This window comes from Paenibacillus sp. MAH-35, assembly GCF_058135425.1.
This window is the reverse complement of sequence record NZ_JBYUPU010000047.1, coordinates 23,741-47,212: the sequence shown is the minus strand read 5'-3', so window position 1 is coordinate 47,212 and position 23,472 is coordinate 23,741. Positions and strand designations below refer to the sequence as shown.

General features: G+C 53.1%; 17 protein-coding genes. 8 read left to right on the top strand and 9 right to left on the bottom strand.

The annotated features are described in order from the left end of the window. Positions 1-57 precede the first annotated feature (57 nt). Positions 58-1,386: an ABC transporter substrate-binding protein gene (locus tag AC3Y2E_RS30045; protein WP_379216998.1), complete on the top strand. Its 1,329-nt coding sequence runs from the start codon at positions 58-60 to the stop codon at positions 1,384-1,386. Between the two features lie 176 nt (positions 1,387-1,562). Here the strand turns inward: AC3Y2E_RS30045 and AC3Y2E_RS30040 are convergent, their stop codons facing one another. Then, on the bottom strand, positions 1,563-3,902 hold the full coding sequence (locus AC3Y2E_RS30040; RefSeq protein ID WP_379216997.1) for an alpha-galactosidase: 2,340 nt from the start codon (positions 3,900-3,902) through the stop codon (positions 1,563-1,565). Between the two features lie 1,000 nt (positions 3,903-4,902). Then, the gene (locus AC3Y2E_RS30035) at positions 4,903-7,920 is read right to left on the bottom strand and encodes a TIM-barrel domain-containing protein (RefSeq protein ID WP_379216996.1); all 3,018 of its coding nucleotides are present in this window, start codon (positions 7,918-7,920) and stop codon (positions 4,903-4,905) included. Positions 7,921-8,131: 211 nt separating this feature from the next. On the opposite strand from AC3Y2E_RS30035, the gene AC3Y2E_RS30030 reads away from it, so the two are divergent. Further along, entirely contained in the window at positions 8,132-9,496 is a 1,365-nt protein-coding gene (locus AC3Y2E_RS30030; protein WP_379216995.1) for an ABC transporter substrate-binding protein, read from the top strand. 124 nt (positions 9,497-9,620) lie between these two features. After that, on the top strand, positions 9,621-11,603 hold the full coding sequence (locus tag AC3Y2E_RS30025; protein ID WP_379216994.1) for an alpha/beta hydrolase: 1,983 nt from the start codon (positions 9,621-9,623) through the stop codon (positions 11,601-11,603). A 62-nt stretch (positions 11,604-11,665) separates the two neighbouring features. Here AC3Y2E_RS30025 and AC3Y2E_RS30020 read toward each other — a convergent pair whose 3' ends face one another. Beyond that, entirely contained in the window at positions 11,666-12,154 is a 489-nt protein-coding gene (locus tag AC3Y2E_RS30020) for a pyridoxamine 5'-phosphate oxidase family protein (protein ID WP_379216993.1), read from the bottom strand. A gap of 175 nt (positions 12,155-12,329) precedes the next feature. After that, on the bottom strand, positions 12,330-12,815 hold the full coding sequence (locus AC3Y2E_RS30015) for a GNAT family N-acetyltransferase (RefSeq protein WP_379216992.1): 486 nt from the start codon (positions 12,813-12,815) through the stop codon (positions 12,330-12,332). A 230-nt stretch (positions 12,816-13,045) separates the two neighbouring features. Here AC3Y2E_RS30015 and AC3Y2E_RS30010 point away from each other — a divergent pair, with 230 nt between their 5' ends. After that, positions 13,046-13,582 carry a pyridoxamine 5'-phosphate oxidase family protein gene (locus AC3Y2E_RS30010; protein ID WP_379216991.1) on the top strand — a complete coding sequence of 179 codons (537 nt, stop codon included), beginning with the start codon at positions 13,046-13,048 and terminating at the stop codon, positions 13,580-13,582. Between the two features lie 83 nt (positions 13,583-13,665). Then, entirely contained in the window at positions 13,666-14,409 is a 744-nt protein-coding gene (locus AC3Y2E_RS30005; protein WP_379216990.1) for a YggS family pyridoxal phosphate-dependent enzyme, read from the top strand. Positions 14,410-14,477: 68 nt separating this feature from the next. Here the strand turns inward: AC3Y2E_RS30005 and pdxR are convergent, their stop codons facing one another. The 3 genes from pdxR to AC3Y2E_RS29990 all read right to left on the bottom strand — a co-directional run bounded on the left by pdxR (position 14,478) and on the right by AC3Y2E_RS29990 (position 16,855). Continuing rightward, the gene (pdxR, locus tag AC3Y2E_RS30000) at positions 14,478-15,908 is read right to left on the bottom strand and encodes a MocR-like pyridoxine biosynthesis transcription factor PdxR (protein ID WP_379216989.1); all 1,431 of its coding nucleotides are present in this window, start codon (positions 15,906-15,908) and stop codon (positions 14,478-14,480) included. 150 nt (positions 15,909-16,058) lie between these two features. Further along, positions 16,059-16,493, bottom strand: coding sequence for a helix-turn-helix transcriptional regulator (locus AC3Y2E_RS29995; protein ID WP_379216988.1), 435 nt, complete (start codon positions 16,491-16,493; stop codon positions 16,059-16,061). Then, complete coding sequence (locus tag AC3Y2E_RS29990) at positions 16,478-16,855, bottom strand: spore germination protein (RefSeq protein ID WP_379216987.1); 378 nt, start codon at positions 16,853-16,855, stop codon at positions 16,478-16,480. Before AC3Y2E_RS29990 ends, AC3Y2E_RS29995 begins: the two co-directional genes overlap by 16 nt. A 317-nt stretch (positions 16,856-17,172) precedes the next feature. Here AC3Y2E_RS29990 and AC3Y2E_RS29985 point away from each other — a divergent pair, with 317 nt between their 5' ends. Continuing rightward, complete coding sequence (locus AC3Y2E_RS29985) at positions 17,173-18,669, top strand: aminotransferase-like domain-containing protein (RefSeq protein WP_379216986.1); 1,497 nt, start codon at positions 17,173-17,175, stop codon at positions 18,667-18,669. A gap of 71 nt (positions 18,670-18,740) precedes the next feature. Then, on the top strand, positions 18,741-19,928 hold the full coding sequence (locus tag AC3Y2E_RS29980; protein ID WP_379216985.1) for an aminotransferase class I/II-fold pyridoxal phosphate-dependent enzyme: 1,188 nt from the start codon (positions 18,741-18,743) through the stop codon (positions 19,926-19,928). 491 nt (positions 19,929-20,419) lie between these two features. On the opposite strand, the gene erm is transcribed toward AC3Y2E_RS29980, so the two are convergent. Then, positions 20,420-21,238, bottom strand: coding sequence for a 23S ribosomal RNA methyltransferase Erm (erm, locus tag AC3Y2E_RS29975; RefSeq protein ID WP_379216984.1), 819 nt, complete (start codon positions 21,236-21,238; stop codon positions 20,420-20,422). A 363-nt stretch (positions 21,239-21,601) separates the two neighbouring features. Between erm and AC3Y2E_RS29970 the strand changes: the two genes are divergently transcribed. Then, positions 21,602-22,309, top strand: coding sequence for a DNA alkylation repair protein (locus tag AC3Y2E_RS29970; protein WP_379216983.1), 708 nt, complete (start codon positions 21,602-21,604; stop codon positions 22,307-22,309). Positions 22,310-22,601: 292 nt separating this feature from the next. Here the strand turns inward: AC3Y2E_RS29970 and AC3Y2E_RS29965 are convergent, their stop codons facing one another. Continuing rightward, entirely contained in the window at positions 22,602-23,417 is an 816-nt protein-coding gene (locus AC3Y2E_RS29965) for a helix-turn-helix domain-containing protein (protein ID WP_379216982.1), read from the bottom strand. Positions 23,418-23,472: the final 55 nt, after the last annotated feature.

The window sequence follows — 23,472 nt, the reverse complement described above, 5'->3', positions numbered from 1 at the left end:
AATGGGCGCCCTGAAGTGTAAGCGTTTCTATCATACCAACGGGGGAGAGATAGTGAGATGGTCAAATTACGCATCGTTTCTTTTATGGCTGCTGTTTTAGTCGTGCCAAGCATACTGATCGCCTGCGGTCAAAACGGGGAAAACGGCAGGGAAACCCAGAACGGGGACGGCCAGCAAGCTGTGCAAAAGACGGAATACAAAGGGGGCCCGGCCGAGCTTCTGGTACTCGATGTAAACTCCGGTACGACAGACGAACAGTTCAAAACATTTTTTGTCGATCCGGTTAAAGCCAAATATCCGCATATCAATCTGGTTCAAACGCGCGACCCGCTAGACAAGCTGCTTGCAGCAGGTACGCCGCCTGATATGGTGCTGGTCAGCAACCCTTCCTTGGCGACCATACTCGATGCCGATATACCGGAAGATTTAACGGCGATGATCAAAACCTACGGCATCGATCTCGGCCGGATGGATCAAGCCGTTGTCCAAGAAATGATGAAGCTTGGCGATCAGAAGGCGTTTTACGGGATGCCGTTCGCCATGAACTACGGAGCGACGGTGTATAATAAAGATATTTTCGATAAGTTCGGAGTTTCTTATCCGAAAGATGTCATGACTTACGAAGAGATGCTGGAGATGGGAAAAAAACTGACCCGCGCCGACGGCGGAACGAATTATATCGGCGTCATGCCGCCCGACCTGAGACAGATGTACTGGCAATACGGCTTGCCCGTGTTCGATAAAACGAAAGGGAAGGCGTCCATCACCTCGGATAAGCACGCCCAAGTGTTTGCGCTGCTCAAGCAGTTTTACTCCATTCCGGGCTATGTACAGGACGGGAAATACAGACATTCGACCGATCTGTTCTTTAAGGAGCAGCGGATGGCCATATTCCCGAACTTGATTGCCGCCTTTAACATTTTTTTCACCAATGCGGGAACGAAGGATGCGTTCAAATGGGATTTGGCCGCCTACCCGAGCTACAGCGATCGGCAAGGAGTCGGTCTGGTAGTCGACTTCCATATGGCGGTCGTCAACAAATCGGGCAATAACAAGGAAGCGGCTTATCAAGTATTGCTCGGCCTGGTGAGCGAGAACGTACAGACGATGCTCAGTAAAGCCGGACGATTGTCGGTCCTGAACGACCCGGGCATCCGAAATGTATACGGGGCGGACAACGATTTGTTTAAGGGGAAAAATTTGCAGGCGATCTTTAAAGTAACCCCGTCGCCGTTGCCGGAAGCATCCAAGTACGATCCAAAAATCAACGGCTTGCTGAACGAGGAAGTAACGAAGAGCGTCGTTATTGACGGAACCGATATCAATACGGCATTGCGAAACGGCGAAGAGAAAGCAAACAAAGAAGTAGTGGATGTTCTCAAATAGATCTACCTGATACCCATACTTCGCCAATAGGAACCGTCCGGGTCCCGGACGGTTCTAATTAATGATTGTTTTAGCTCGCTAAAGCGATAAAACGAACCGAAACATTTTGAAGCAGGGAAAGCTACCTCTTACGCAGGGTCATTCATCGTGGCAATGGCTTCGTTTAGAAGCTTTTGTTATTCCAAAACGACTCTCTCTTCCCCGACATGCAGCAAGTTGTGAAATTCCGCTTCGTCTTCCGGTTCGAAATCGATGCGCCAAGTGCGTGTCTCCGTTCGAAACGTCAAAGGTTTGAGGACGATTAAGCTTTTATCCATTGGGACTTTTGCGGTTTGAAGCCCTTCATATTGAACGGGCTTCCACCCACTCGGAAGCTTCAAGAACAAATTCCCCGCTTCTCCTTTAGGCCGGATGCATACGCCGCTCAAATAGCGTTTGTCCGGATTCCACTCGAGCCGTTCGATTTCGACCCCTCCTTGGGTTACATGCATATCGGTCCCGATCAGCCAAGGATGCGGCCTCGACCTTGTTATTCGAAATACCCGGATCTGATGGGGCGGCACCTCGACCTCGAGCCGGTCTTTGATTTCACCCATATACATCTCGTTCCAAAAATCAAACACGGTGTAGGCAGGGCCGTGCTCCAACTCAAGTTTGTCCAGCGAGAGCTCCATTTTTAAGGTCGTTGGTTCGGTGTTCAAGACGCCGATAACGTTCCATTCGTCCCAGTCCTTCTCGACCTTCAAATTGAATATTTTGGGCCAATCCGGATAGACGGCGTCAAACAAGTCTGCCGGTTTTGCCATCTTGTTGTATGGCGGAAGCGCCTTCTTGATCAGCGCAAGCCGTTCTTCGCCAATGGTCGAAATATCGTCCCCGAGCATCACGGGACCGCCTGACAAAGCAAACATGCTGACCGTGATCATCGCTTCGTTCAAAGGAATAGGCTTATCGATGGTCATCACATTAAAAGCGTCGTTATAATATAACTTCCGATCCGTAAAATAAGTGTTGGCCATTGTGGTCGCTACGGTTCGAATCAGATTCCACGCATTGATTGTATACATGGCAGGGTATTCATTCATCCCTTTTATGAGCGGACGTCCTTCGCCGCAATCGGGGGCCACCCTGACAGCATCGACACAACCGATGTTTTGGAAGGTTGTTCCGGTCGAAGACAAAATATACGCATCCTCGCCGACGGCTTCCCGGATCGTTTTCAAAGCCTCTCTGTACACTTCGGGACCTTTCACCTTGGAGCGGTCGAAATATTCATCATACAGGAAGTGTCCCGGGGTCGAGCCCGATCCCGCATAAAGAAAATCGATCATATAGTACCGGATTCCCAGCTTCTGATAAAATTCAAAGGTTCGCTTCAAAAAGTCAGCCGTATCGGGATGACTTCCATCCAGGCAATAGAAGTCAACCCGTTCGTCAGGCGGCAAATCCCCGGACTTCCCGAACCTCCACCGGGAATAACATTTGACGAACTCTCCTTGCCTTTTTAACAGATGATGCTGGTGTTCTTCGAACAGCGGACTCAACTTGTCCGGTATCCAGAAAGGAGCGACCCAAAAGCCGAGACGTTGTCCATTTTTCGCCAATTTGGACACAAGCCATTCGATATCGTGGGGGAACGTCGTTTGGTTAAATGTCGTCCAGTTTCCCGGCAGCATATGCTTTAAATTGCCGATGCTTACCCAGAAATTCGTGACATCAAACCCTTCGAGTCTCGTCTGGATGGCGGCGGAATTCTCCAGCACAAGTTCTTCGTAGGTTTGTTGGGAGAAGCCGTCCCTCCAAGTCCATCCTCCGAGCCAGCCTACGGACGGTTTCGGGGCTATCCGGGGCTTGTAATAATGACTCACCTTCGTTGCCCAGTTTTCCAAAGACGCGTAAGGATCGAATGACCAATCGCACCCGATCGTTTCGGACTCGATTTCCTGATCCGGCTGAAGCTCATAATCATCGAAGTCGCAGTAACCATCAACATGAATCTTGTTGGGGGACGTGCTGTATGCAATCTCCGTATTGATTCGGTCAAAGGTCATAAAGCTGCAGTTGAATGCAAGTTTATGGGACCGGTTATACAGCAAACCGACAGTTTTGCTCCGGTGACAGCTGTTTTCCGAATAAAGCTTTTTCACAACATTATCGGTCACCCAGGCCGTTTGACAAAGCGCCACCGTTTCCTCGGCTCCCTCGCCAAGATCAATAATGCCGCTCTCGTGCAATAGATGGCATTTCCCGAGCTTAATGGCTGTTTTTCCAACGTTTTTGATCCGGGCTTTCAGGGTCAGGAAGCATTCTTCTTCATAGAACCGGAACGAAATCGCAAACTTCTTCCCCGTACCTGAGGCGCCGCAATCGGCAACAAGCTCCGAGTATCGTCCATGCAAGTCTTTGCCTTGATTGATTTCGACCGAATCGGTTTTCTCCAGACAGCGGATCTGGGAGCCATCTACTTCCCATACGAGCGAAAACGATTCCATCACCAAGCGTTGATCGGCAATCATTGACCATGTTCCTGCAACGGAATCAAATGAAATGACTCCGAATTTGTTACTTAACGGGTATAACATGCCTGCACCTCTTTTTTATGGTTTTTGCGATGGAAGGGCTTCGGCCGATCTCCTTCCTGTTGCTGCAAGCCGCTCCATGCCGCCGAAGATACGATTGAAGCTAAGATGACCCCTTTTTTGTGCGGGATGGCGGGTGCCCTTCCTGTTTTTTTATTATCTCTTGCTGTATGGTGCGGAAACAGCACAGATCGTCTGCTTTTATTGTTATATTGTCTTTGTTTCTCCGTGTGTGACTGCGTGCCCCGGTAGAATGAACCGAGATCTTGCACAAAAGGCAATGCAGCCGCAAATAAATGCAACCAAAACACAACTGGATATAAGCATATATATTGCACGATCGGGTATCCGGGTGGACGAAGAGACGCATCAGCTCTATATCAACGCGGGAGACGTGGAATGGAAGGAAAAGGTGCAGTCGGCGCTGGAGAAGTCGCGGCCGTCGGCGCTTTTGTTCTGCAAACGATTACAAAATATCATGAAAAGCATAGAATTTATACATTGGACGATATAAGGTTTCCGTGATTAAATGAGTTCAGTTCACACAAGAGGCCGGGGCGGGTCGCCTCTCGACGTCCGCCGAAAACATCGCTGGAGCAGGCGCTCGTCGTGCGGGAGCTGCTGGACGCAGTCTATGAATCGTCGGCAACAGGACGTTCGGTGGCTGTTCGCTCTGCCCTGTGATACCATCAATCCGGACGTTTCACGAAGGACGGGACGGGGCTTATACGAGACGTTTGCCCGCTGGAGACGGGACGTACCGCGATTTGGCGGAATGGATCGGCGAGCGGACATCCCTAAGGGGCTGCCGCAAGCAGCCCTTATTAGAACCGAATAAGAGCGGTTCGCAACCTTTATTTTGTCTGAAACTCTAGAAGCTTTTCTTAAAAGCCGGAAAGAATGAGCTTTTCGTGAAACGAAAACTACCCACGCATTCCTACCCGCTGGTCGCACCATTCTTCAAATAAATCGGCGGAACTCCCCAATATTTGCTGAAAGCTTTCGAGAAGTTGCCGGGGTCCTTGAATCCGGTATCGGAGGCAACTTCGTATACTTTACATCCGGCTTCCAGACAGGCGCGTGCATGCAGCATCCGCCGCGACATGACATAGTCCGAGAAGGTTTGGCCGGTTTCCTTGGGGAACAGCCGGCTTAAGTGAAAAGGATGGAGGGCTACGCGACCGGCGAGCGTCTTGAGTCCCAGATCTCCATCGATTTCCTGCTCGACAATCGCGATGATCCCGCGGACCGCCGGATGGGTGGGCCGGCATGGAAGATTACGCGATGCATGTGCGGCATACCGTTCCGACAGACGCTGAAGCAAGCGCTCCCCCTGATCCGGAACAGCGATACCCTGGAGCTGCAGGATGTCGTCCGGGTCCGCTCCGAACACTTCATTAGGTTCCCAGCCGCAGCTTTCGGCCCGGCGTACGATTTGATGGCAGGCATACGACAGGTGAGAGCACCAAGCATCGGAGGACGTTCCCGACATTTTGCCGCGCCACCAGGAAAGCGCCGTCTCCACAGGGTCGGGACCCGGAGCGTCCCCAGCCGGCATTCCCTTCATTCGCTCCTCGTTGGCGCCGGCTTGCGGGCCGCTGAGGGAAAGCTGCCGGCGCGGTTGATTGTCGCCGCCGTCGCTGGTGATGCTGCCGCTGCCGAAGCCGCCGTTCCTGCTGCTGCCACGGACGGCAGGAGCTGCCCTTTTGGCCGAATGATGCGGTACATTCGGAAGGCTCAGCAACAACTCGATCCGGGCGATTTCCTCCTCTTCCGGCGCTTCCTCCAGAAAAAGCCGTACGGCTCCGTTCGGACGGTCGTAACGCCATCCGTAAGACGGATTTGACTTCAGTCGCCGCGTCTGTTCCGTCCGGGGATTGCCGCCCACCGTCACCGCCACAGGTTTCGCGTTCAAATGTACGATCAACTCGTAATTGCGGCCGGCCGGCATGCCGTCGTACGTCCCGGCACGTCTGGCTACTTGCAGAACGACCCGTTCCGGCGTTGCTTCGCATTCGATGCGGGTAACGGCGACCTGACCGTTCTCATAACCGAAAGACACTCCATCGTCTTCATACATCCAAAAAACGCTGTTCCGGTGCGGGTACACCTCCAACGAGACGGTCGTCACCGGAGCTTGCCCGACGTAGTCCATCACCGGCCACATCGGAATAATCGCTCCAGCCCGGACGAACAATAAACCGCCCGCCCGTTCGGGCAGATCGCAATCGAGCCATTGCGGCCCGCTGTATCGTTTCCCGGTCCAGTAATCGATCCATTCGTCTTCGGGCAAGTAGACGCGATTGCCGAACGCGACGACGAGCAAATATTCCCCAAGCATATACTGCTGCCGCAGATTTCTGCACACCGGGTCGTCGCTATAAACGAGCGGCATCGCCCGCATGATCGGCATACCGGTGCGGCTGGCGACGTGTGCGGCGGAATACAGATAAGGGATGAGCCTGTACCGCAGCCGCGCATAGATCTGCAACATGTCGAGCAGGTCGGGTTCCAGATAACTCGGATGCAGGAAATATTGGGAACTGTGAATTCTTGCCCATGGCAGCAAAAATCCGGAGTGGATGCCTTCCTTCGAGATGAGTCTCATATTGGTCGTCGTGTTGGCATGTCCGGATAGGCCGTAATTCATCATATCGGTCACGGCGTGCGGGAGATTGTAGTACGTTCCCGAAGACGTCGCGATATATTGCTGCATTCCGGTGTAGCCCCGCTCAAGATGAATCATCGGCCGTTGTCCGGTATGCTCGCGAAATCCGCGGTACATTTGCTTGCCTGCCAACACGGCGTACAAATTGTGCAGTTGCGCGGAGTTCATTCCGTTCGCCCATAGACGGTCCGGATAGGCAGAGGCCGGACTGCAGACCGACATGACGAATGCGGAGACGCCGTCGTCCACGAACGGTTTCATGTGGTCGTACCACAACGGAAAATCGGCGGCCGGAATCGGAGCAGTCTCTGCCGCATTCCCGGTCGTGCGCCGTTCCTCCTCGGCCGTCACATCGTAAGTACACCTGAGGAACAGCGAAAACTTGAACCCCTTTCTGCGGAGTACACCGAGAAACGTAACTCCACGCACCAGATCGTGGGAGCTCATCGGAAACCGCTCCGCATGCCAGCGCTTGTGAAGAATGTGGTTACCCTTGGATTCCACGGAATCCTCGCTTAAGCCGATCAAGTCGCAAGGGATGCTCAACTGGCGGAACTTCATCGCTTCGTTTACCACTTCCTGCGCGTTCGACAGCTTCCGGCCGCTGTAGTTCAAGCCGTAAGCCCACATAGGTAGCAGCAAGGGCTTACCGGCAACGCCGGTATACCGGTGAAGCAGCTCGGCCAGGCAACCGCCCGCAAACAGAAACAGATCCAATCCGGTTCCTTCACCCGAAATACGGAAGCGGTCTTCATCCGTGCAGCCGATATCGAACGAATGTCTCCGCGTCGTATTCATGAGCAGCGCCCATCCCCGCGTACTCATCATGAACGGAATCGGAGCGCTCGATACGAGATGATCGTCTGCCCAGATGTCGCCCTTCCAGCCTCGGCGGTCGATCGTCCCGGAATCGATGTTGCCTAACCCGTAGCAAGATTCGCCTTCAAATAAAGGAAAGATAAGATCGAATACTTGCGTATTGTGGTTGAACGGCTGCTGCTGTGTGCGGAGCAGCTCCCGTCCGTTGGCCGCAACGAGGCGGAACTGTCCGTCTTCACCGTCGATGTGCAGCTCGGCCGAATCAGACGTTACGACGACCCGGCGGACAGCGGCGGCGGGAACGGACTCCTGGCGGGGACAGCGGATAATGCCGTAACGCACAAGGTCCGGTTCCGCAAACGTGCCATCTTGGTCGAACCGGACACGGAACGTATCCGGAGCGATCGTGTCAATCCGCATAGATCCGCCCGTCCCAAGCGTCATCTGTACCCCCGCATGTTCGTTCATCCCGTTTCCTCCTCTATTAGGACTGTTTGTATCGTGTCTAGGTAATTCCATAATGTTATCGTATCACATGAAAACTTCGTACATGGAACAAATGTTAGGAAAGAACATGAATTTGTTAGGAGGCGCCATGTTTTATTCCATGCATGTCATCTATACTGAGCTTGCAGTCCTATCCGCACACACGCTAAATGATCTGAAGGAGGAACGCCAAATGTCAACAAACAGGAAGCTCGCATCAACCGCGCTATCCGTCGGCCTGGTATCTGCTATGTTGTTAACCGCATGTACAGGAGGAGGGGACCGGACAGACATGCCGGCAGGCGACACCGCCGGTCAAGGCGGTGAAGGGACCGGGCAGACGGCTTCCGATAAGCCGGCAGAAATCGTTTTCTATTCCTCGAACAACAATTCGAAGGAAAGTTTCGATGCGACTTACGGCGACGCTTTGCGCAAAAAGTTTCCCCACTACACGATTTCCTACATCTGGAGCGGAGCGCCCGGCAACAAGCTTCCGGAGCTGCTGGCGTCCAACACCCGCTTCGACGTGTTCATGCAGGCACCCGGCCATTATGAAGCGCAAGCATTTCCCGTCGATATCCAGTATGACATGACCGAGCTCGTGAAGAAGCATCAGGTTGACCTGAACCGGCTCGATGATACTTCGGTGGATTACGTGAAGACTAGCTCCAAAGGACAATTGTACTTTTTGCCGATCCAGCTTGACGCGATGGTGCTTTACTACAACAAATCGTTGTTCGATAAGTTCGGCGTCGAATATCCGACGGACGGGATGACCTGGGAGCAGATGATGGACAAAGCGCGTAAGCTGACGCGTACGGAAGGAGGCATACAATATTACGGATTCTCGACCGATGCGAGCACGATTCAGGGAATGAACCCGCTATCGCTTCCGCTCGCGGATCTGGCAACCGATACGCCGACGATTAACAAAGATGATCGGTGGAAACGCTTTTTTGAGCGATTTTACGATGAGCCTAGGAAGATGCCCGGTTATCTGGAAGCGATCAAGCAGGCGAAGGGAATACCGACGCTGCAACATTTCGTCAATAATCAAAATGTCGCGATGTTCGCTTATCAGTCGGGTTTAATCAACGTATGGACGGAGCAATTGAAAGCATTGAATTGGGATATCGTCTCTTTGCCGACGTTCCCTGAGCAGAGCAATACGGGCAGCATGGCCACGCCGCAATTGTTCGGGATCACGAAAATGGCTAAAGACAAAGATGCCGCGATGAACGCTCTCCATTATTTGCTCTCGGACGAGTTTCAGGCGGAGCTGGCGCGCAAGGGAATCGTGCCGGTGCTGAAAAACGGGACGATCAAGGATCAGCTTGGCAAGCAGTCCGTATACGCCGACCGCAATTGGAAGGCGTTGTTCGTCAACAAGTTCGCTCCGCTTGCCGGCCGACCTGCCTATTATTCGCAGCTCAATTCCATCTATATCAAATACTTCAAACAAGCGGCCCTGGACGAAACCGACCTCAACAGCGCGCTGCGTCTGGCGGAGGAAGAAGCGGTCAAGGCGATTGCCGCCTTCAAAGCAGGAACCCAATAGTAAAGATGCCAACCGATCAGGAGTGACCGGATGGAAAAGAAAAGGTGTCACCGCGTTCACTTTCTTGTCGCGTTATCACCCGTCATTTGCAGCTAGTCTGGATTGAAACGAAAAGGAGCTTACCATGACGATTTCCCAGCTGGAAAACTTGCATTTCCCGTTCTACGACGTCAAAGACCAACTGAAGCGGGTTGTCTACGAGCAGTCCCGGCAAGCGTTCGCTGCCGGCGATAGGGCGCGGGACGCCATTCTTACGAAGGATCAGCTGGTTCGGCGTCAGCAGGATGTCCGCGAGACGTTTGCCGCCTCGATTGGCGGCATTCCTTATACAGACGCACCGCTGCATGCAACGAGCACAGGAATCGAGACCGAGGACTGCTATTCGATCGATAAAATCGTGTTTCAATCGCGTCCTCACGTGTATGTCACGGGGAACTTGTACGTTCCGCACAGCGTCGCCGATTCGCATGCGACAACCGGCTCGACACATGCAGCGGTCTTATTTCTCAGCGGTCATAATCCCGAAGCGAAGCACTCGAAACGTTATCATACCGTCTGCCAATATCTTGTGCGCGCAGGGCTAATCGTGTTCGCGATGGACCCGCTTGGACAAGGGGAACGTTTCCATTACCGCTCGGGCGAGCACAGGCTCCTTACCGAAAGCTACGAGCACGAACATCCGGGAACCCAGTGCTGGCCGTTGGGCGACAGCCTGGCCCGGTATTTCGTGCATGACGCGATGCGGGCGGTCGACTACATGTGCACGCGCCCCGAAATCGATCCGGAGCGCATCGGAGTGACAGGCAGCTCAGGCGGCGGAACGCAGACCGCGATGCTGATGATGGCTGATCCACGCATTGCCGCCGCAGCGCCGGGGACGTATATAACGAGCCGCGAATCGTATCTGTATGCGGGCCAGCCGCAGGATGCGGAGCAGATATGGCCGGGCTTCTCAGCCGCCGGACTGGATCACGAAGACATGCTGCTCGCGATGGCTCCGCGTCCGGTAGCGATACTGGCGGTTAATTACGATATTTTCCCGATTGAAGGAACACGTCGCACGGTCGCACGGACGAAGCGGTTCTGGGACATGTACGGGTGCGCGGATCGGCTGGAGCTGATTGAAGACCCGCATGTCCATATGTATACCGACAAGCTGGCGCAAAGCGCCGCGCGATTTTTCACCCGGCACTTGATGCAGCGGTCTGGCGAGTCCGAAGCAGCCGCCATTCGCGTAGTCCCGCCATCGCGGCTGCTCTGCACGCCGGCCGGACAGGTGATGCATACGTATCCGGATGCGCGCTCCATCCACGACGAACTCGTCGCTCGATCTCAGGAGCTGGCTCGGCAGCGTGGGCGGCAGAACGACGAGGAACGCAAGGCGTCAACCCGCGAATGGCTGCTGGAGCAAATCGTGCGCGGCAGGCGGTTCTGCGACCCAAACACGCGCCACTTGTCTCATTTCCAGTTGGATGAGATGCGAGTGTTCCAACTGCTCTGGTGGTCGCAGGAGGGTATCATGAACCATGGATATTTGTTTCGCCGGCACGACCGGATGAGAGATACGCTCCCCGCAACGGTTGCGGTGTGGAGCGGCGGCACGACGGCGCTGCGTCCGCATCTCGATTGGATACGCAGCGCATGCGCGGCAGGAAGAGCCGTTTTCCTTGTCGACATGTCCGGCGTCGGACTGTTGGAACCGTACCCGTTTTATGCGGATGACGCCCGGCTGCCCTACGGAACATTATCCAAGCTGACGACCGATCTGCTCTTTTTGGGCGACAGCCTGGCCGCGATGCGGCTGCATGATTTGCGCCGGGCGATCGATGTGCTGTGCGAACTGCCGTCGATTGACGCAACCGATTTGCATCTGTACAGCTATGGCCGCTACAACGTTTATACCGAGCTAATCGGCTGGCTCGACGACCGTGTCCGGCAGTTCCGGATGGACAACCCGCTTCATTCGTTGTCGCAGTTCGTGGAATCGGAATATTACGACCAGTACGATGCGATGGGGCTGCTGCTGCCCGGTTTGCTCCGTCACGCGGATTTGCCCGATATCCGCCGATGGGCGAATGTTTCATATAATTTTTCGGGACAAGAATAGGTTCGTTGTAATGGATCAAGCAAAATGAAGCCCATCACGAAAAGTGAAGGGCTCGTTTTGCCTTATCTGATTTCCACAATCCGATTGATATCCGTTCCTTCCGTATTTTGGCCCAGCAGTCTGCGGAATAAAAATTTCACCATCTTGAACTTGTTGCCGGAATCCCAATACTCGGCGGTTTCGGCTTTGACCTTGATCAGCACCAGATTCGGATCGTCATAGGTGGTTTCCAGTAATTCCTCATAGGCCGGGCTCCAAAATTGTTTGACCTTCTCGGGGCTTTCCACGAGCTCGGCTTCGCCGCGAATGGAGACGAACGATTGTCCCGCATACGACACATTGACTTGCCGGTTTCGAAGCAATTCATGGAATTTGCCCGTATCTTTTTTGGTCAGAAACCAGAGGTCTCCATCGAATTCGACTTCCTGGGTTTTCATAGGGCGCGAGACGAGCCCCTCATCCGATACGGTCGTCAGCATCGCCGTGTTGATGCCTTTGATCAATTCCTTTACGGTTTCGATTGCTTCCTGGTTATGTGTGGCCGGATCCATCGTTCAGTTCCCCTTTCAATCCTTTTTCAGTTTTAGTATGCACACGTTACGCCTTGACAATCCTTGGGATTTTCGTAATTTCGCTGCTGTACAAATCGAGGTTGCCCGGTTAGATTTCCCTTATAATGAAGAACACGCCCCCAAAGGCCGGGAGCGCATAGCAAACTTGCACGTATTAAGTGACTTCAAAATTCAACTCCACCATATGCTCTCGTTCGTTATGCGGCTGGAAGCCGCTGTTCGGATATGGCGCTGCGACCGACTTCCAGAACGACTGTGCGGGTAAGTTATTGTCGCACGTTTGGATCGTCCAGTTGCCTTTGAACGTCGTGAAAATATGGGCAGCCAATTTCTGGCCGACGCCTTGCCGTCTGTATTTCTTCAATATGCAATATTCGCCGATCGAATAGATGTTGCTGTTGTCGGGACGCTTGTCGTATACACGGACCAAAGCAAAGCCGGCCAGCTTGCCGGAAACCCGGACGAGAAACGGATAACGGTCCGGGTCCGTCCAGTAGTGATCCAAAAATTTGTATCCGTATAAGCCGTGGTCATCGACATCATACCCGTCATATTCACTGTAATCGTATTGGGCTAGCTCCATTAAATTGCGCAGGATGGACTTTTCCTCATAAGCAGCAAGCTGGATTTCAATCTCCATTCACGATCCGCTCTCCCTTCGCTTGTACCGATACCCGAATTGTAGCACGTTAACAACCGTTTCCCCTATGAATCTATCGTTAAAACGGTTCTTTCCACATGAAATCCTCGCAAGGATCATCCGGGTATTGCTATTTATGGATTGCTCTAATTTGGTGTTTATGGATGTTTTCATTCACTCCAATGGCTGATAAACTTACGTCATAGTTGAATCCAATAGGAGTGATACCCATGAATGGAGTACGTTACAAGATCAGAGAAGTGTTGGACAAGGACAAGATTGAGACGTTTTTGCAGCAGGCTCGAATCGGGAATCTAGGTATGGTTGATGGTCACCGGCCGTATGTGGTTCCTCTCAATTTTGTATGGACGAACGGGAAGCTTTATTTCCATGGAGCTACCGGAGGGAGACGAAATCAGGTTATGGCAGCGAATCCGGAGGTCTGTTTCACGGTTTGCGAAGAATACGGAACGATTACCGATCCGGTGCCGGCCAAGACTGATACCGCCTACATGAGTGTGATGATTTTTGGTCAAGCCGAGCCTGTCGCCGATCTGGACGAAGCTACTCACATGCTGCAAGAAATGATTCACAAGTATGTACCCGGTTACTACAAACGGCCGTTGCCCCAGCAGCATGTGGACAAATACCGGTCGGCTGTTTTCGGCGGTCCGGTCCAAGTATACCGGATTGATCCGTATCACATCACCGCCAAAGAAAATCCGATTGAAGCGGACAAGATGTTCGAACCGGGAAAAACCGTTTAGCGGTTCTGAAGTGCGATTCCGACCGGTTTCTTGAAGGAGCCGGTGTGTACGCTATATAGCGGAACAGAAGGAGGGCGGGAGACATGAGCCATCTGGTGGAAGCGAATCTCCGAACCGTCAGGCGGCAGATGGAATTGGCTTGCCAAGCTTCAGGACGCAAGATCGAGGACGTGCAGTTGCTGCTCGCGACCAAAACCGTACCGCTGGAAAAATTGCAAATGGCGATCCAAGCGGGTGAGACTTTGTTTGGGGAAAACAAAGCGCAAGAACTCCGGGACAAATTTCCGCTGATGCAGCAGTATGATCAGGTGGAATGGCATTTTATCGGACATCTGCAGACGAATAAAGTGAAGGACGTTGTCAAATATGTAACGCTCATTCATTCAGTGGACCGTTTGAAATTGGGCCAGGCGCTGCACCAGCAACTGATCAAAGAAAACAAATCCATGGACATTCTGGTCCAAGTCAATACGTCCTATGAAGCAAGCAAATTTGGCGCTCCTCCGGAAGTGGCACTGGAGCTGGTGGAGCAGCTGTCCCGGTTCGAAACGTTAAACGTGAAAGGTTTAATGACAATTGGAAAACTGAACGCTACCAACGACGAGACCAGGCACTGCTTCCGGTTGTTGAAATTGATTCAAGCCCAGGTCCGCGAGAAACAGTTTCCGCGTGTAGAAATGGGCGTCCTCTCAATGGGCATGTCCGGCGATTTCCAGGTAGCCATCGAAGAAGGAGCTACGCTCATCCGCGTAGGGACAAGCGTATTCGGCCCGCGTTATTTGCCGGACAGCTATTACTGGAACGAAAACATGCGTCAGGACGAGTAGGAGAGAAGCAGGGAGCACTTACCGATACAACCTCCACAATGTAAACAAGAGTCAGCCCGGCGGGATGCTTATCCTAGCATCCCGGCCAGGCGATAAATCCCTTCCTCGATCGCTGTCTCATCGACTTTTGCAAACCCCAATACCCATCCCTTTCGGTCGCTTTCCAAACAATACTTGCTAAGCGGATATACCCGGATTCCTTGTTCGAGCGCCAAGCTCGTCACTGCTTCTTCGTTTATCGCCTCATTTGCCTCCAGCAGCATATGCAAGCCCGTTTCTACGCCGCTTAGCGTAAAGCGTTCGCTCAAACCTGTCGCGATGATGGCCTTCGTCATGGCTTCGTGTCTGCGCCGGTATACATTTCGAACCCGTCTCATATGGCGCATGAAATGACCGTGCTCGATAAAGTGGGCCAGCGTGACTTGCTCCATAATCGGAAGATGCCGGTAGGTCAGTTCCTGGACACGGGCCAGCTGACGAACGGCGTCCTGGGGACCTACGATAGCCGATATCCGGATACCGGGAGCAATCATTTTGGAAAAGCTCATCATATACAACGTATTCTGCGGCCGCTGGCTGAACAAGGTGGGAAGCGGGTCGCCGCGATAGCGGAATTCGCTGTCGTAATCGTCTTCAATGATCCAGAACCGCTGCTCGGCGGCCCGGTGCAGCAATTGCTGCTTGCGGGGTTCCGCCATCACGACTCCAACCGCGCACTGATGCGAGGGTGTCACATATACAAGTTTGGACTGAGGGGGGATACGGTCTACGCACAGCCCGTAGTTGTCGACCGGTACGGCGGCCACGTGCATACGCCGGTACTTCATCGCCATCCAGGCGGCAGGGAATCCGGGATCTTCGACCGCAACCGTGTCTCCTTCCTGCAAAAGGGCTTGAGCGATCAAATCGAGACTATGCTGCGCGCCTGAAGTTAACAGGATTTGATCGACACTCACATGGACGCCCCGTTCCAGCGACAAATACCGTTGGATCTGTTCACGAAGCGGCAGAAATCCATAAGGGTTGCCGTAAGACCAGCTGTCCAGGTCGGTTGCTGCGGAGGCTTGGATGAAGGAATGTCTCCAGTTTTTTTGAAAAGGCTCGTCCAAATAAGGCTCATGCGGGCTGAAATCGATATCTACGCATTGCTTCCCTTTATCTCCGAACCAGCTGTGCAAATGGCCTACTGCAGCGTCCAATAAAGGCAAATCGGGCGGACGCGGGCCTAGGGGCGCAGCCTCCTCCGCAGGACGAGCCGAATAAGTCCATTCGCTGACTCGGGTCCCGCCGCGACGAGAGGTTACGGTATATCCGCGGCTAAATAATTCCTCATACACAATCTGTATCGTTGAACGGGATACGCCGATTAATAGAGCAAGTTCGCGGGAGGGGAGCAGCAATTCGCCCGGCGGCCAATTTCCGGTTGTAATGTTATGGATCGCTTGGTCGAGGAGCTGCTGCCAGATGGGGCGTTCGTCGTCCCGGTTTACTTGTAACATCGTGCCGCCTCCAATGGTTCGCTGGAACTATGGATTGTTCTTCATCGTGATTATAGAAGTTTAATAACCATCCATTGAACCATATCCTATCATGGCAATAATTGCTTTGCAAAGGTGCGAGCGGCGTAACGCGGCTGTTTGCCCATCCGCTTACTGGTCTTGCTCGAATTCCCTTGACCGGAACATGTCGGAAGGCGGCATTCCGTAGAAAGACGTAAACTGCCTTGTAAAATAATGAATCGACGTGTACCCGAGCGCTTCCGCGGCTGCGGTTACGGTCATATTGCTTTCCAGCAGCAGGATGCGGGCTCTATTCATTTTGGCTTTCAGCCCATATTGCTGCGGTGACAGTCCGGTTTCTTTTTTGAATAACGCTTGGAAATGGGATCTGCGAAGTTTGCATGTGCGGCACCACTTTTCGATATCGATTCGGCGTTCCGGGTATTGTTCCATTTGCTCCATGACGGCAATGATCCTCAAATCGACGGATGGCCTGGAATCGGTAAGCTGATGCCAATGGAGCAGCCATCCTTTCAATAAGGAAACGGCTGCTTCGTCCCGGTATTGCGTCATCCGATCGTACATTTGTACAACATGACAGAACAAGTCGGCGCACTGCGGGTAAGATGCACGGCATTAACAGGGACGACGAAATTGGAAATCGCAACAGGTGAAATGATAATGATCATTACGCCCGCCACCAGACCGGCTTGTGTCGCGGCCTCTCCCAAAATAAGACCTCCGACGGTTGTCGCTGCGGGGCTGATCGTTTTGGGAAGCCGAATGCTTGCCTCGATCAGAAATTCCGTCATAATCAGCATGAACATGATCTCGATATACGAGGGGAACGGAACGGACATCCGGCTGCCCGCAACCAGGAGAGCGAATTGAACCTTTAACAGATCCGGTGAATACGAGAAAATGGCAATAAACAAGGCCGGAAGCACTAAGGTGTTCGCGTGCGATGTAACGGATCAGCACCAGAAATTGACTGATGATCGGCATCGGGACAGGGTCGTCCATGGATTTGAAAAAATCAAAAAAGGTAGCGGGTCCGATTAGCGCCTACGACGATCCTTCCAGCAAAATGACAATTTTGCCTTCCGCCAAATTTTTCACGAGATGGGTGATAACGGGGTATGGATGGCAGAGTGGTACAAGAGATAACAGGCGGAGGAACCACCGAAGGATGAAAAATCCAGCAGGGTGGTTCTATGTTTCTTCCGTTTTCTGTGCCATCATTATAGTGGGAGGGCGATAAAGGATGTTCCAGGATTTCAAGCTCGTCGGCGGCCGTCCCGCGGCGATCCAAGTGAAAGAATACGTCAAACGTTTAATCATAAAAGGATCGCTCCAGTCCGGTCAGAAGCTGCCCTCCACACGGGAAATGGGCGTTCTGCTCAAGGTGAGCCGCAATACGGTCATTGCGGCCTATGAAGGTTTGGAGGATGACGGATTTACGTATGCGATTCCCGGCAAAGGCAGTTATGTGGCCGCAATGGGAGGCTCGCCGGCCCCGGATCAAGGAAGAGCTGACGAGTCCGCCGTCTGGCGGATCGACTGGAAAGCTAAAATGAACGAGTATGCAGTATCGGCCGTTGAGCTGGATCTGATGAAGATGGGCATTCGCGCAGGAAAAGGAACGATCTCGTTTACAAGCATCGCTCCGGATGAGCAGCTGTTCGATCTGGGAGATGTCAAGCGGGCTTTTATGGACCGGATGGCCATCGAAGGACAGGTGCTGCTCAATTACGGGTACGCCAAGGGCTACAAGCCCTTGATCGAATATCTGATGCGTTATATGGAGAATAAGGGCGTCGATAGTAGCGGCAAGGATATGCTGATCACAAGCGGGTTTACCGAAGGTTTTGACTTGGCGCTGTCGGCGCTTCGTCCTACGGGGCGCAGAGGGGCGGCCATTTGTGAAAATCCGACTCATCATACGGCGATCAAAAATTTGAAGCTGCACGGGTTTGAGATTACCGGCATTCCGATGGAGCGCGACGGTATCGATGTCGAACAGCTGGAAGCGGTATTGCAAAAGTCAACCCGCTTCGACCTGGCTTATTTGACTCCTTCTTATCATAATCCGACAGGCATTGTCATGTCGCCTGAGAAGCGCATCGCCGTTATGAAAGTATTAACGCGTTACCGGATTCCGGTCATCGAGGACGGATTCAACGAGGAGCTGCGTTACTCGGGAGCGCATGTTGCGCCGTTGCTGGCGACAGCAGGGCGAGGGAACGGAGTCGTCTATATCGGCAGCTTCTCCAAGGTGCTGTTCCCTGGCTTGCGAGTCGGCTGGGTGCTTGGAGACCGGGCGCTGATCGACCATCTGGAGAGTATGAAGCGCGCGCGCACCATTCATACCTCAACCATCGATCAATCGATCTTATTTCAATATTTGCTCAATGGGAATTTCGATAAATATGTGAAAAAAGCACGTATGGAATATAAACGCAAATACGAGCTGACGAAGTCATGCTGCGCAGCTCATCTTCCCGAAGCGCAGCGGTCCGGCGACGGGGGCCTGCATCTGTTTCTTACCTTCCCTCTGCACGTAGATACACGCCAGCTGCTGGAAGCCTGCACGGAACAGGGTGTTATTTTCACGCCGGGAGACAAGTTTTTTATCCGGGAAGGCGAAGGGACGAACACATTGCGGTTAGGTTTTTCGCGGGTAACGGACGAACAGATCGAACGGGGAATTCGTATCATCGGCGAACAGGCGCGGAGATTTCTCCGACATAACGTTAAGTAACGCGCTGCAGTGACGGCAAGGTTATGAAGAAGCCTTTAGGGAGCGGGAACAGGAATAGGGGAGGGTTCAGCATGTTAAGCGAGAAAAGCACAGGCCGTTTTTTATCCTCGCGCGTCCGGGATATTCGGCCGTCGGGAATTCGCGCTTTTTTTGATCTCAATACAGCAGGCGGGGATACGATCTCCCTTGGAGTCGGCGAGCCGGATTTCGTTACGCCGGAGCAGGTTCGTGAAGCGTGCATCCGGGCATTGCGCGAAGGGCAGACGAAGTATACCTCGAATGCCGGCTTGATGGAGCTGCGGGAGGAGATTTCGGCTTATTTGGCTGGCAGCTTCGCCATTTCTTACGACCCGGTGCAGGAAATCATCGTGACGATGGGGAGCAGCGAAGCCGTCGACCTGGCATTGCGGGCCGTGATCGACCCGGGTGATGAGGTGCTGATTCCGGCGCCAAGCTACATTGCCTATGAACCGATCACTCATCTGCATGGCGGCACGATCGTGGAGGTGGCGGCTTCGGCAGAGGAACAGTTCAAGCTGACTCCGCAAGGGCTGCAAGCGGCGATCACGCCTCGATCCAAAGTGCTGATGATCAATTATCCGTGCAATCCGACCGGAACCGTGATGACCGAGCAGGACTGGCTCCCGATCGTAAAGCTCATCATTCAACATAATCTGGTTGTCATTTCGGATGAAGTGTACGCCGAACTGACTTTCGGGAAAAAACATGTCAGCATCGCCGCTTTGCCGGGTATGAAGGAGCGTACGATTGTCATCAGCGGGTTCTCCAAAGCGTTCGCGATGACAGGCTGGCGGATCGGTTACGCTTGCGGCCCGCGCGAGTTGATCGCCGGTATGCTGAAAATCCACCAGTACACGGCCATGTGCGCGCCTACTCTGGCCCAGATCGCCGCCCTGGAATCGCTCCGTCACGGACTGGCCGCCAAAGATGAGATGATGGCGAGCTATAATACGCGCCGCAAGCTGTTTGTAGCCGGATTGAATGCAATCGGGCTGACCTGTCACGAGCCTGAGGGAGCTTTTTACGCGTTTCCCTCCATAACGTCTACCGGGATGTCATCCGAGCAATTCGCTCTTCGGCTGCTGGAGGAAGCGAAGGTGGCGGTCGTGCCGGGACATGTATTCGGAACGGGCGGTGAAGGCTTTGTCCGCTGCTCTTACGCCACCTCGCTCGACGATTTGGAGAAGGCGCTGGAGCGGATGGGGAAATTTTTGCAGGTGATGCAGCCGGTCGGATGAAAGGATAAGCGGCCGTTTGGACTTCTGCCCTGCTTGTAACGGGGGGAACCAATAAGAGCAGTTTGTACTCGGTTTGTACCCGTTATTTTGAGCAAAACCCGCTCGGATGGGGATATAGGAGCGGTTTGGAGCTGCTATTTTCCGCGAAAAGGGTACACTCCCCGTCTGCTGGCTGAAATAAGGGGTGCAAACCGCCTCTATTCGTCTCGACCGTCCTCATTTGCCATAAATAACGGGTGCACAGAGCCTCTTATTTTGTTATAGAGACGAACGTATTCGGCTTTCGGCGAGACGGAATACGTAATACGGAATACGTAATACGAGATACGTACGACTCTCAAAGAAAAGAAGCTCAGGGGCCGCATCGGAAGCCGAGTTGTTCCCCCAAACCTTATCCAATAGCGGTGGAGCGAAGGGGCCCATTCTCTCCTACGCACCAACGTGTCGGTTTGCACGCAAAGAACCGTCCGGACGTTTCCGGACGGTTTTACTTATCTACTTTTGCGGGACCGCTGCTTCCGCAGCTTGGGCCATCGATGCGGCGGGACGTGCTGCAGCATCGCGAGAAAGAGCTCCCCCCACTGTTGCTCACACAAGCAACAGACCGGCCGGCTCCGGTCGATGTTCAACGCTCTCGTCAATCGCGTCAATTGCGGAGGAGTGAACACGCCGGCCAGAGATTCGTCCAACGGTAACGCCGGATAACGAAGACTATAAGCGGCCAAGGCGAGAAACCGTTCCTGGTGGTGCGGAGGTACGATCGGCTCGATAATTCTGCTGATGGTTACAACGGCGGAATCCACGCGAGGCGGCGGGGAAAAGTGGTTGGGCGATACGGTTCGTACAAGCCGGATCTCGTACCACATTCTCCAGGCGAGAATACGCGGGTTGGCAATCGGAGACGCCGTGAACCGTTTGGCCGCTCCTTTCTCCATGAGAAGCACGGCCCGCTTTAGCTTGACCGTCTTCGGCTCGCCGAGCAACTTGGCAACGATCGGAGTAGTGATGGAGTAAGGAATATTGGCGACAACGCAAAACGGTTCTTTCGGGAGCGCCATTTGCAAAAAATCCATTTGTTTGATTCGGACATTCGGATAATCGTTCAGCTTGCTCGACAGATGATCTGCGTACAGCGGATCATTCTCAACGGCCAGTACACTGGCCGCTTTCGCCGCCAGAGGGAAAGTAATCGCTCCGCGTCCCGCGCCAATCTCCAGGACGGTATCACTTCGAGTCAGTTTCGCCAGATCGATCATCTGGCGGATAAGCGGTTGATGAACAAGCAAGTGTTGAGCGGAAAAATTGGACACCAAAAACACCCCATTCATTCGGTTTGGTGAATGAAAAAGGCACAGTTCAAATAAGCCCGATCCTTTCGTTCAAAAAGTAAAGGAAAGGGTATACTTGGTCTGTACCTGTCATCTCCATATGCGAATGAATGCGATGCAAAACACGTGCCAAAACCTCCTTGGATGATCCCGATTGAGGATCGATCTGCTACACCGCCATTATATCAGCCCCGAGGTCCAAAGCCTAATCCAACCTTGACTAAAACCGTTCTTTCCAAAAATGAGCTTCTCCCGGATCGTGGAGGCAATGTGGTACACTATTCTTACGAGTCGGGCGTTACGATACAGGGTATCCATTCGGCCAAAAGGAAGGAAGGTTAATCAATGAACCTGGAAATGGTGATGCAGGAGCTGGAGGCACTCGGCAAGGAACGAACGAAAAAAATCTATATGTCCAACGGCGCGCACGAACCGCTTTTCGGCGTAGCTACGGGCGAGATGAAACCGATCGCCAAGAAAATCAAAATCAATCAGCCTTTGGCTGAACAGTTATACAGCACGGGCAACTATGACGCGATGTACTTTGCCGGAATCATTGCCGATCCCAAAGCGATGACCGAAGCGGATTATGACCGCTGGATGGACACGGCTTATTTTTATATGCTGTCCGATTATGTAGTGGCAGTCACTTTGGCAGAATCAGACATTGCCCAAGACGTTTCCGACAAATGGATCGCAAGCGGCGAGGAGCTGAGAATGTCGGGAGGCTGGAGCTGCTACTGCTGGCTGCTGGGCAATCGGCTGGACGGCGAGTTTGACGATAGCAAGCTCGCGAACATGTTGGATCTTGTCCAAAAAACGATTCACGATGCACCGGAACGAACAAAATACGCTATGAACAATTTCATTTACACGGTGGCGGTATCGTACCAGCAGCTTCATGACAAGGCAGTCGAAACCGCAATGGCGGTAGGGCCGATTGAAGTGAACAAGGATAAGAAAAAAAGCAAGCTGCTGAACGCTTCTGTTAATATCCAAAAAGCTGTAGATAAAGGGCAGATCGGGTTCAAGCGCAAATATGTAAGATGTTAGGGAGTTCCGATCATTGCCCGTAAGACGAACGCCAACTGAAACGTCCGCTAGTGGACAAGCACAAGCACAAGCCCTGCAAGCGCGAAATGCCGCCTGGCAGGGCTTGTTCGTTGCAGTTGACGTCCCCCTGGACATGCAGCCTCATAGCCGTTTTTCACTTTCTTACGCATGGACGAGCCGCATGAAGAAAAATATATAAAACTTGATGGATTCCTGTATGTATCTATTCAAACGGGAATGATACCATGAAAAATAAGACAAGAGAATACGAAAGCGGCAAAGCCGGGAGCGATCAAATCCGGTGCGCCCGGCGGTATTCGGAAGGGGTGATACCCATCTTTTGCGAGAACACTCTGCTGAAATAAAAGCCGTTGCTGTAACCGCACGCGGCTGCGATTTTGTCGATCGTCCACACGGTTTCCTGCAGCAGTGTCCGGGCCCGGTCAAGCCGAAGCTCGCTTAAATACTCGCTCGGATTGACGCCGAACATGCTGCGGAAACGGCGGCTGAACTGCACGGTGCTAAGTCCCATCGCGGACGAGAGCTGACTGAGGCTGACAGTTTTGAAAGCGTTTTCTTTAATATGGGCTTCCGCCTCTTCCATCAGCGGGTCGTCGGGAATCACTCTCGTTTCATGGAGATGCGCCTCCCATTCCCAGTCGAATTGTTCCCACAGATCCGCAAGCAGAAAGTTTCTGCGACCGACTCCGAGCGGGTCCTGGCGCCGGGAAAGCATGGCGAGATAGCCGTAAGTGGAAGCGAAACGCTGTTTGTCCCGGATCGGATGCTTGCCGACCGGATTTGGGCACAGTCGGTTTTCGGTGCGTATTTCCTCCCCGGCGGCGAACCAGGAGAAGTTCAGCACGAGAAAAGTGGCGGGGCGCAGCATTTCCCGCTTAAGAGCGATATCCGGCGGACAGAGCAGAAGGTCTCCTTTTTCCGCGACTCCTGTAAGCTCGCCGATCTCGAACCGGAAACTGCCGCCATCCACGACGAACAGCACCCATTGCGGGCCGGTGTCTTCGTCTTTTTCAAACCGCTTTTTATGGTTCCAAACTGTAATAAAATCGATGCGAGCCGCAAGTTCTCGGGGACGATACGTTTCCATGCGCGATCACCGCCTGAATGTGAGTATGTACTTACGATAACGGAATATGCGATGA

Excerpts from the sequence above, each read along its gene's own strand:
- AC3Y2E_RS29995 (WP_379216988.1), bottom strand. The coding sequence starts at position 16,493 with ATGTACGATCGGATGACGCAATACCGGGACGAAGCAGCCGTTTCCTTA.
- AC3Y2E_RS29980 (WP_379216985.1), top strand. The coding sequence starts at position 18,741 with ATGTTAAGCGAGAAAAGCACAGGCCGTTTTTTATCCTCGCGCGTCCGG.
- AC3Y2E_RS29965 (WP_379216982.1), bottom strand. The coding sequence starts at position 23,417 with ATGGAAACGTATCGTCCCCGAGAACTTGCGGCTCGCATCGATTTTATT.
- AC3Y2E_RS30030 (WP_379216995.1), top strand. The coding sequence starts at position 8,132 with ATGTCAACAAACAGGAAGCTCGCATCAACCGCGCTATCCGTCGGCCTG.
- AC3Y2E_RS30010 (WP_379216991.1), top strand. The coding sequence starts at position 13,046 with ATGAATGGAGTACGTTACAAGATCAGAGAAGTGTTGGACAAGGACAAG.
- AC3Y2E_RS30025 (WP_379216994.1), top strand. The coding sequence starts at position 9,621 with ATGACGATTTCCCAGCTGGAAAACTTGCATTTCCCGTTCTACGACGTC.
- AC3Y2E_RS29970 (WP_379216983.1), top strand. The coding sequence starts at position 21,602 with ATGAACCTGGAAATGGTGATGCAGGAGCTGGAGGCACTCGGCAAGGAA.
- AC3Y2E_RS29985 (WP_379216986.1), top strand. The coding sequence starts at position 17,173 with ATGTTCCAGGATTTCAAGCTCGTCGGCGGCCGTCCCGCGGCGATCCAA.
- AC3Y2E_RS30015 (WP_379216992.1), bottom strand. The coding sequence starts at position 12,815 with ATGGAGATTGAAATCCAGCTTGCTGCTTATGAGGAAAAGTCCATCCTG.
- AC3Y2E_RS30035 (WP_379216996.1), bottom strand. The coding sequence starts at position 7,920 with ATGAACGAACATGCGGGGGTACAGATGACGCTTGGGACGGGCGGATCT.
- AC3Y2E_RS30005 (WP_379216990.1), top strand. The coding sequence starts at position 13,666 with ATGAGCCATCTGGTGGAAGCGAATCTCCGAACCGTCAGGCGGCAGATG.
- pdxR (WP_379216989.1), bottom strand. The coding sequence starts at position 15,908 with ATGTTACAAGTAAACCGGGACGACGAACGCCCCATCTGGCAGCAGCTC.
- AC3Y2E_RS30040 (WP_379216997.1), bottom strand. The coding sequence starts at position 3,902 with ATGATTGCCGATCAACGCTTGGTGATGGAATCGTTTTCGCTCGTATGG.
- AC3Y2E_RS30045 (WP_379216998.1), top strand. The coding sequence starts at position 58 with ATGGTCAAATTACGCATCGTTTCTTTTATGGCTGCTGTTTTAGTCGTG.
- AC3Y2E_RS30020 (WP_379216993.1), bottom strand. The coding sequence starts at position 12,154 with ATGGATCCGGCCACACATAACCAGGAAGCAATCGAAACCGTAAAGGAA.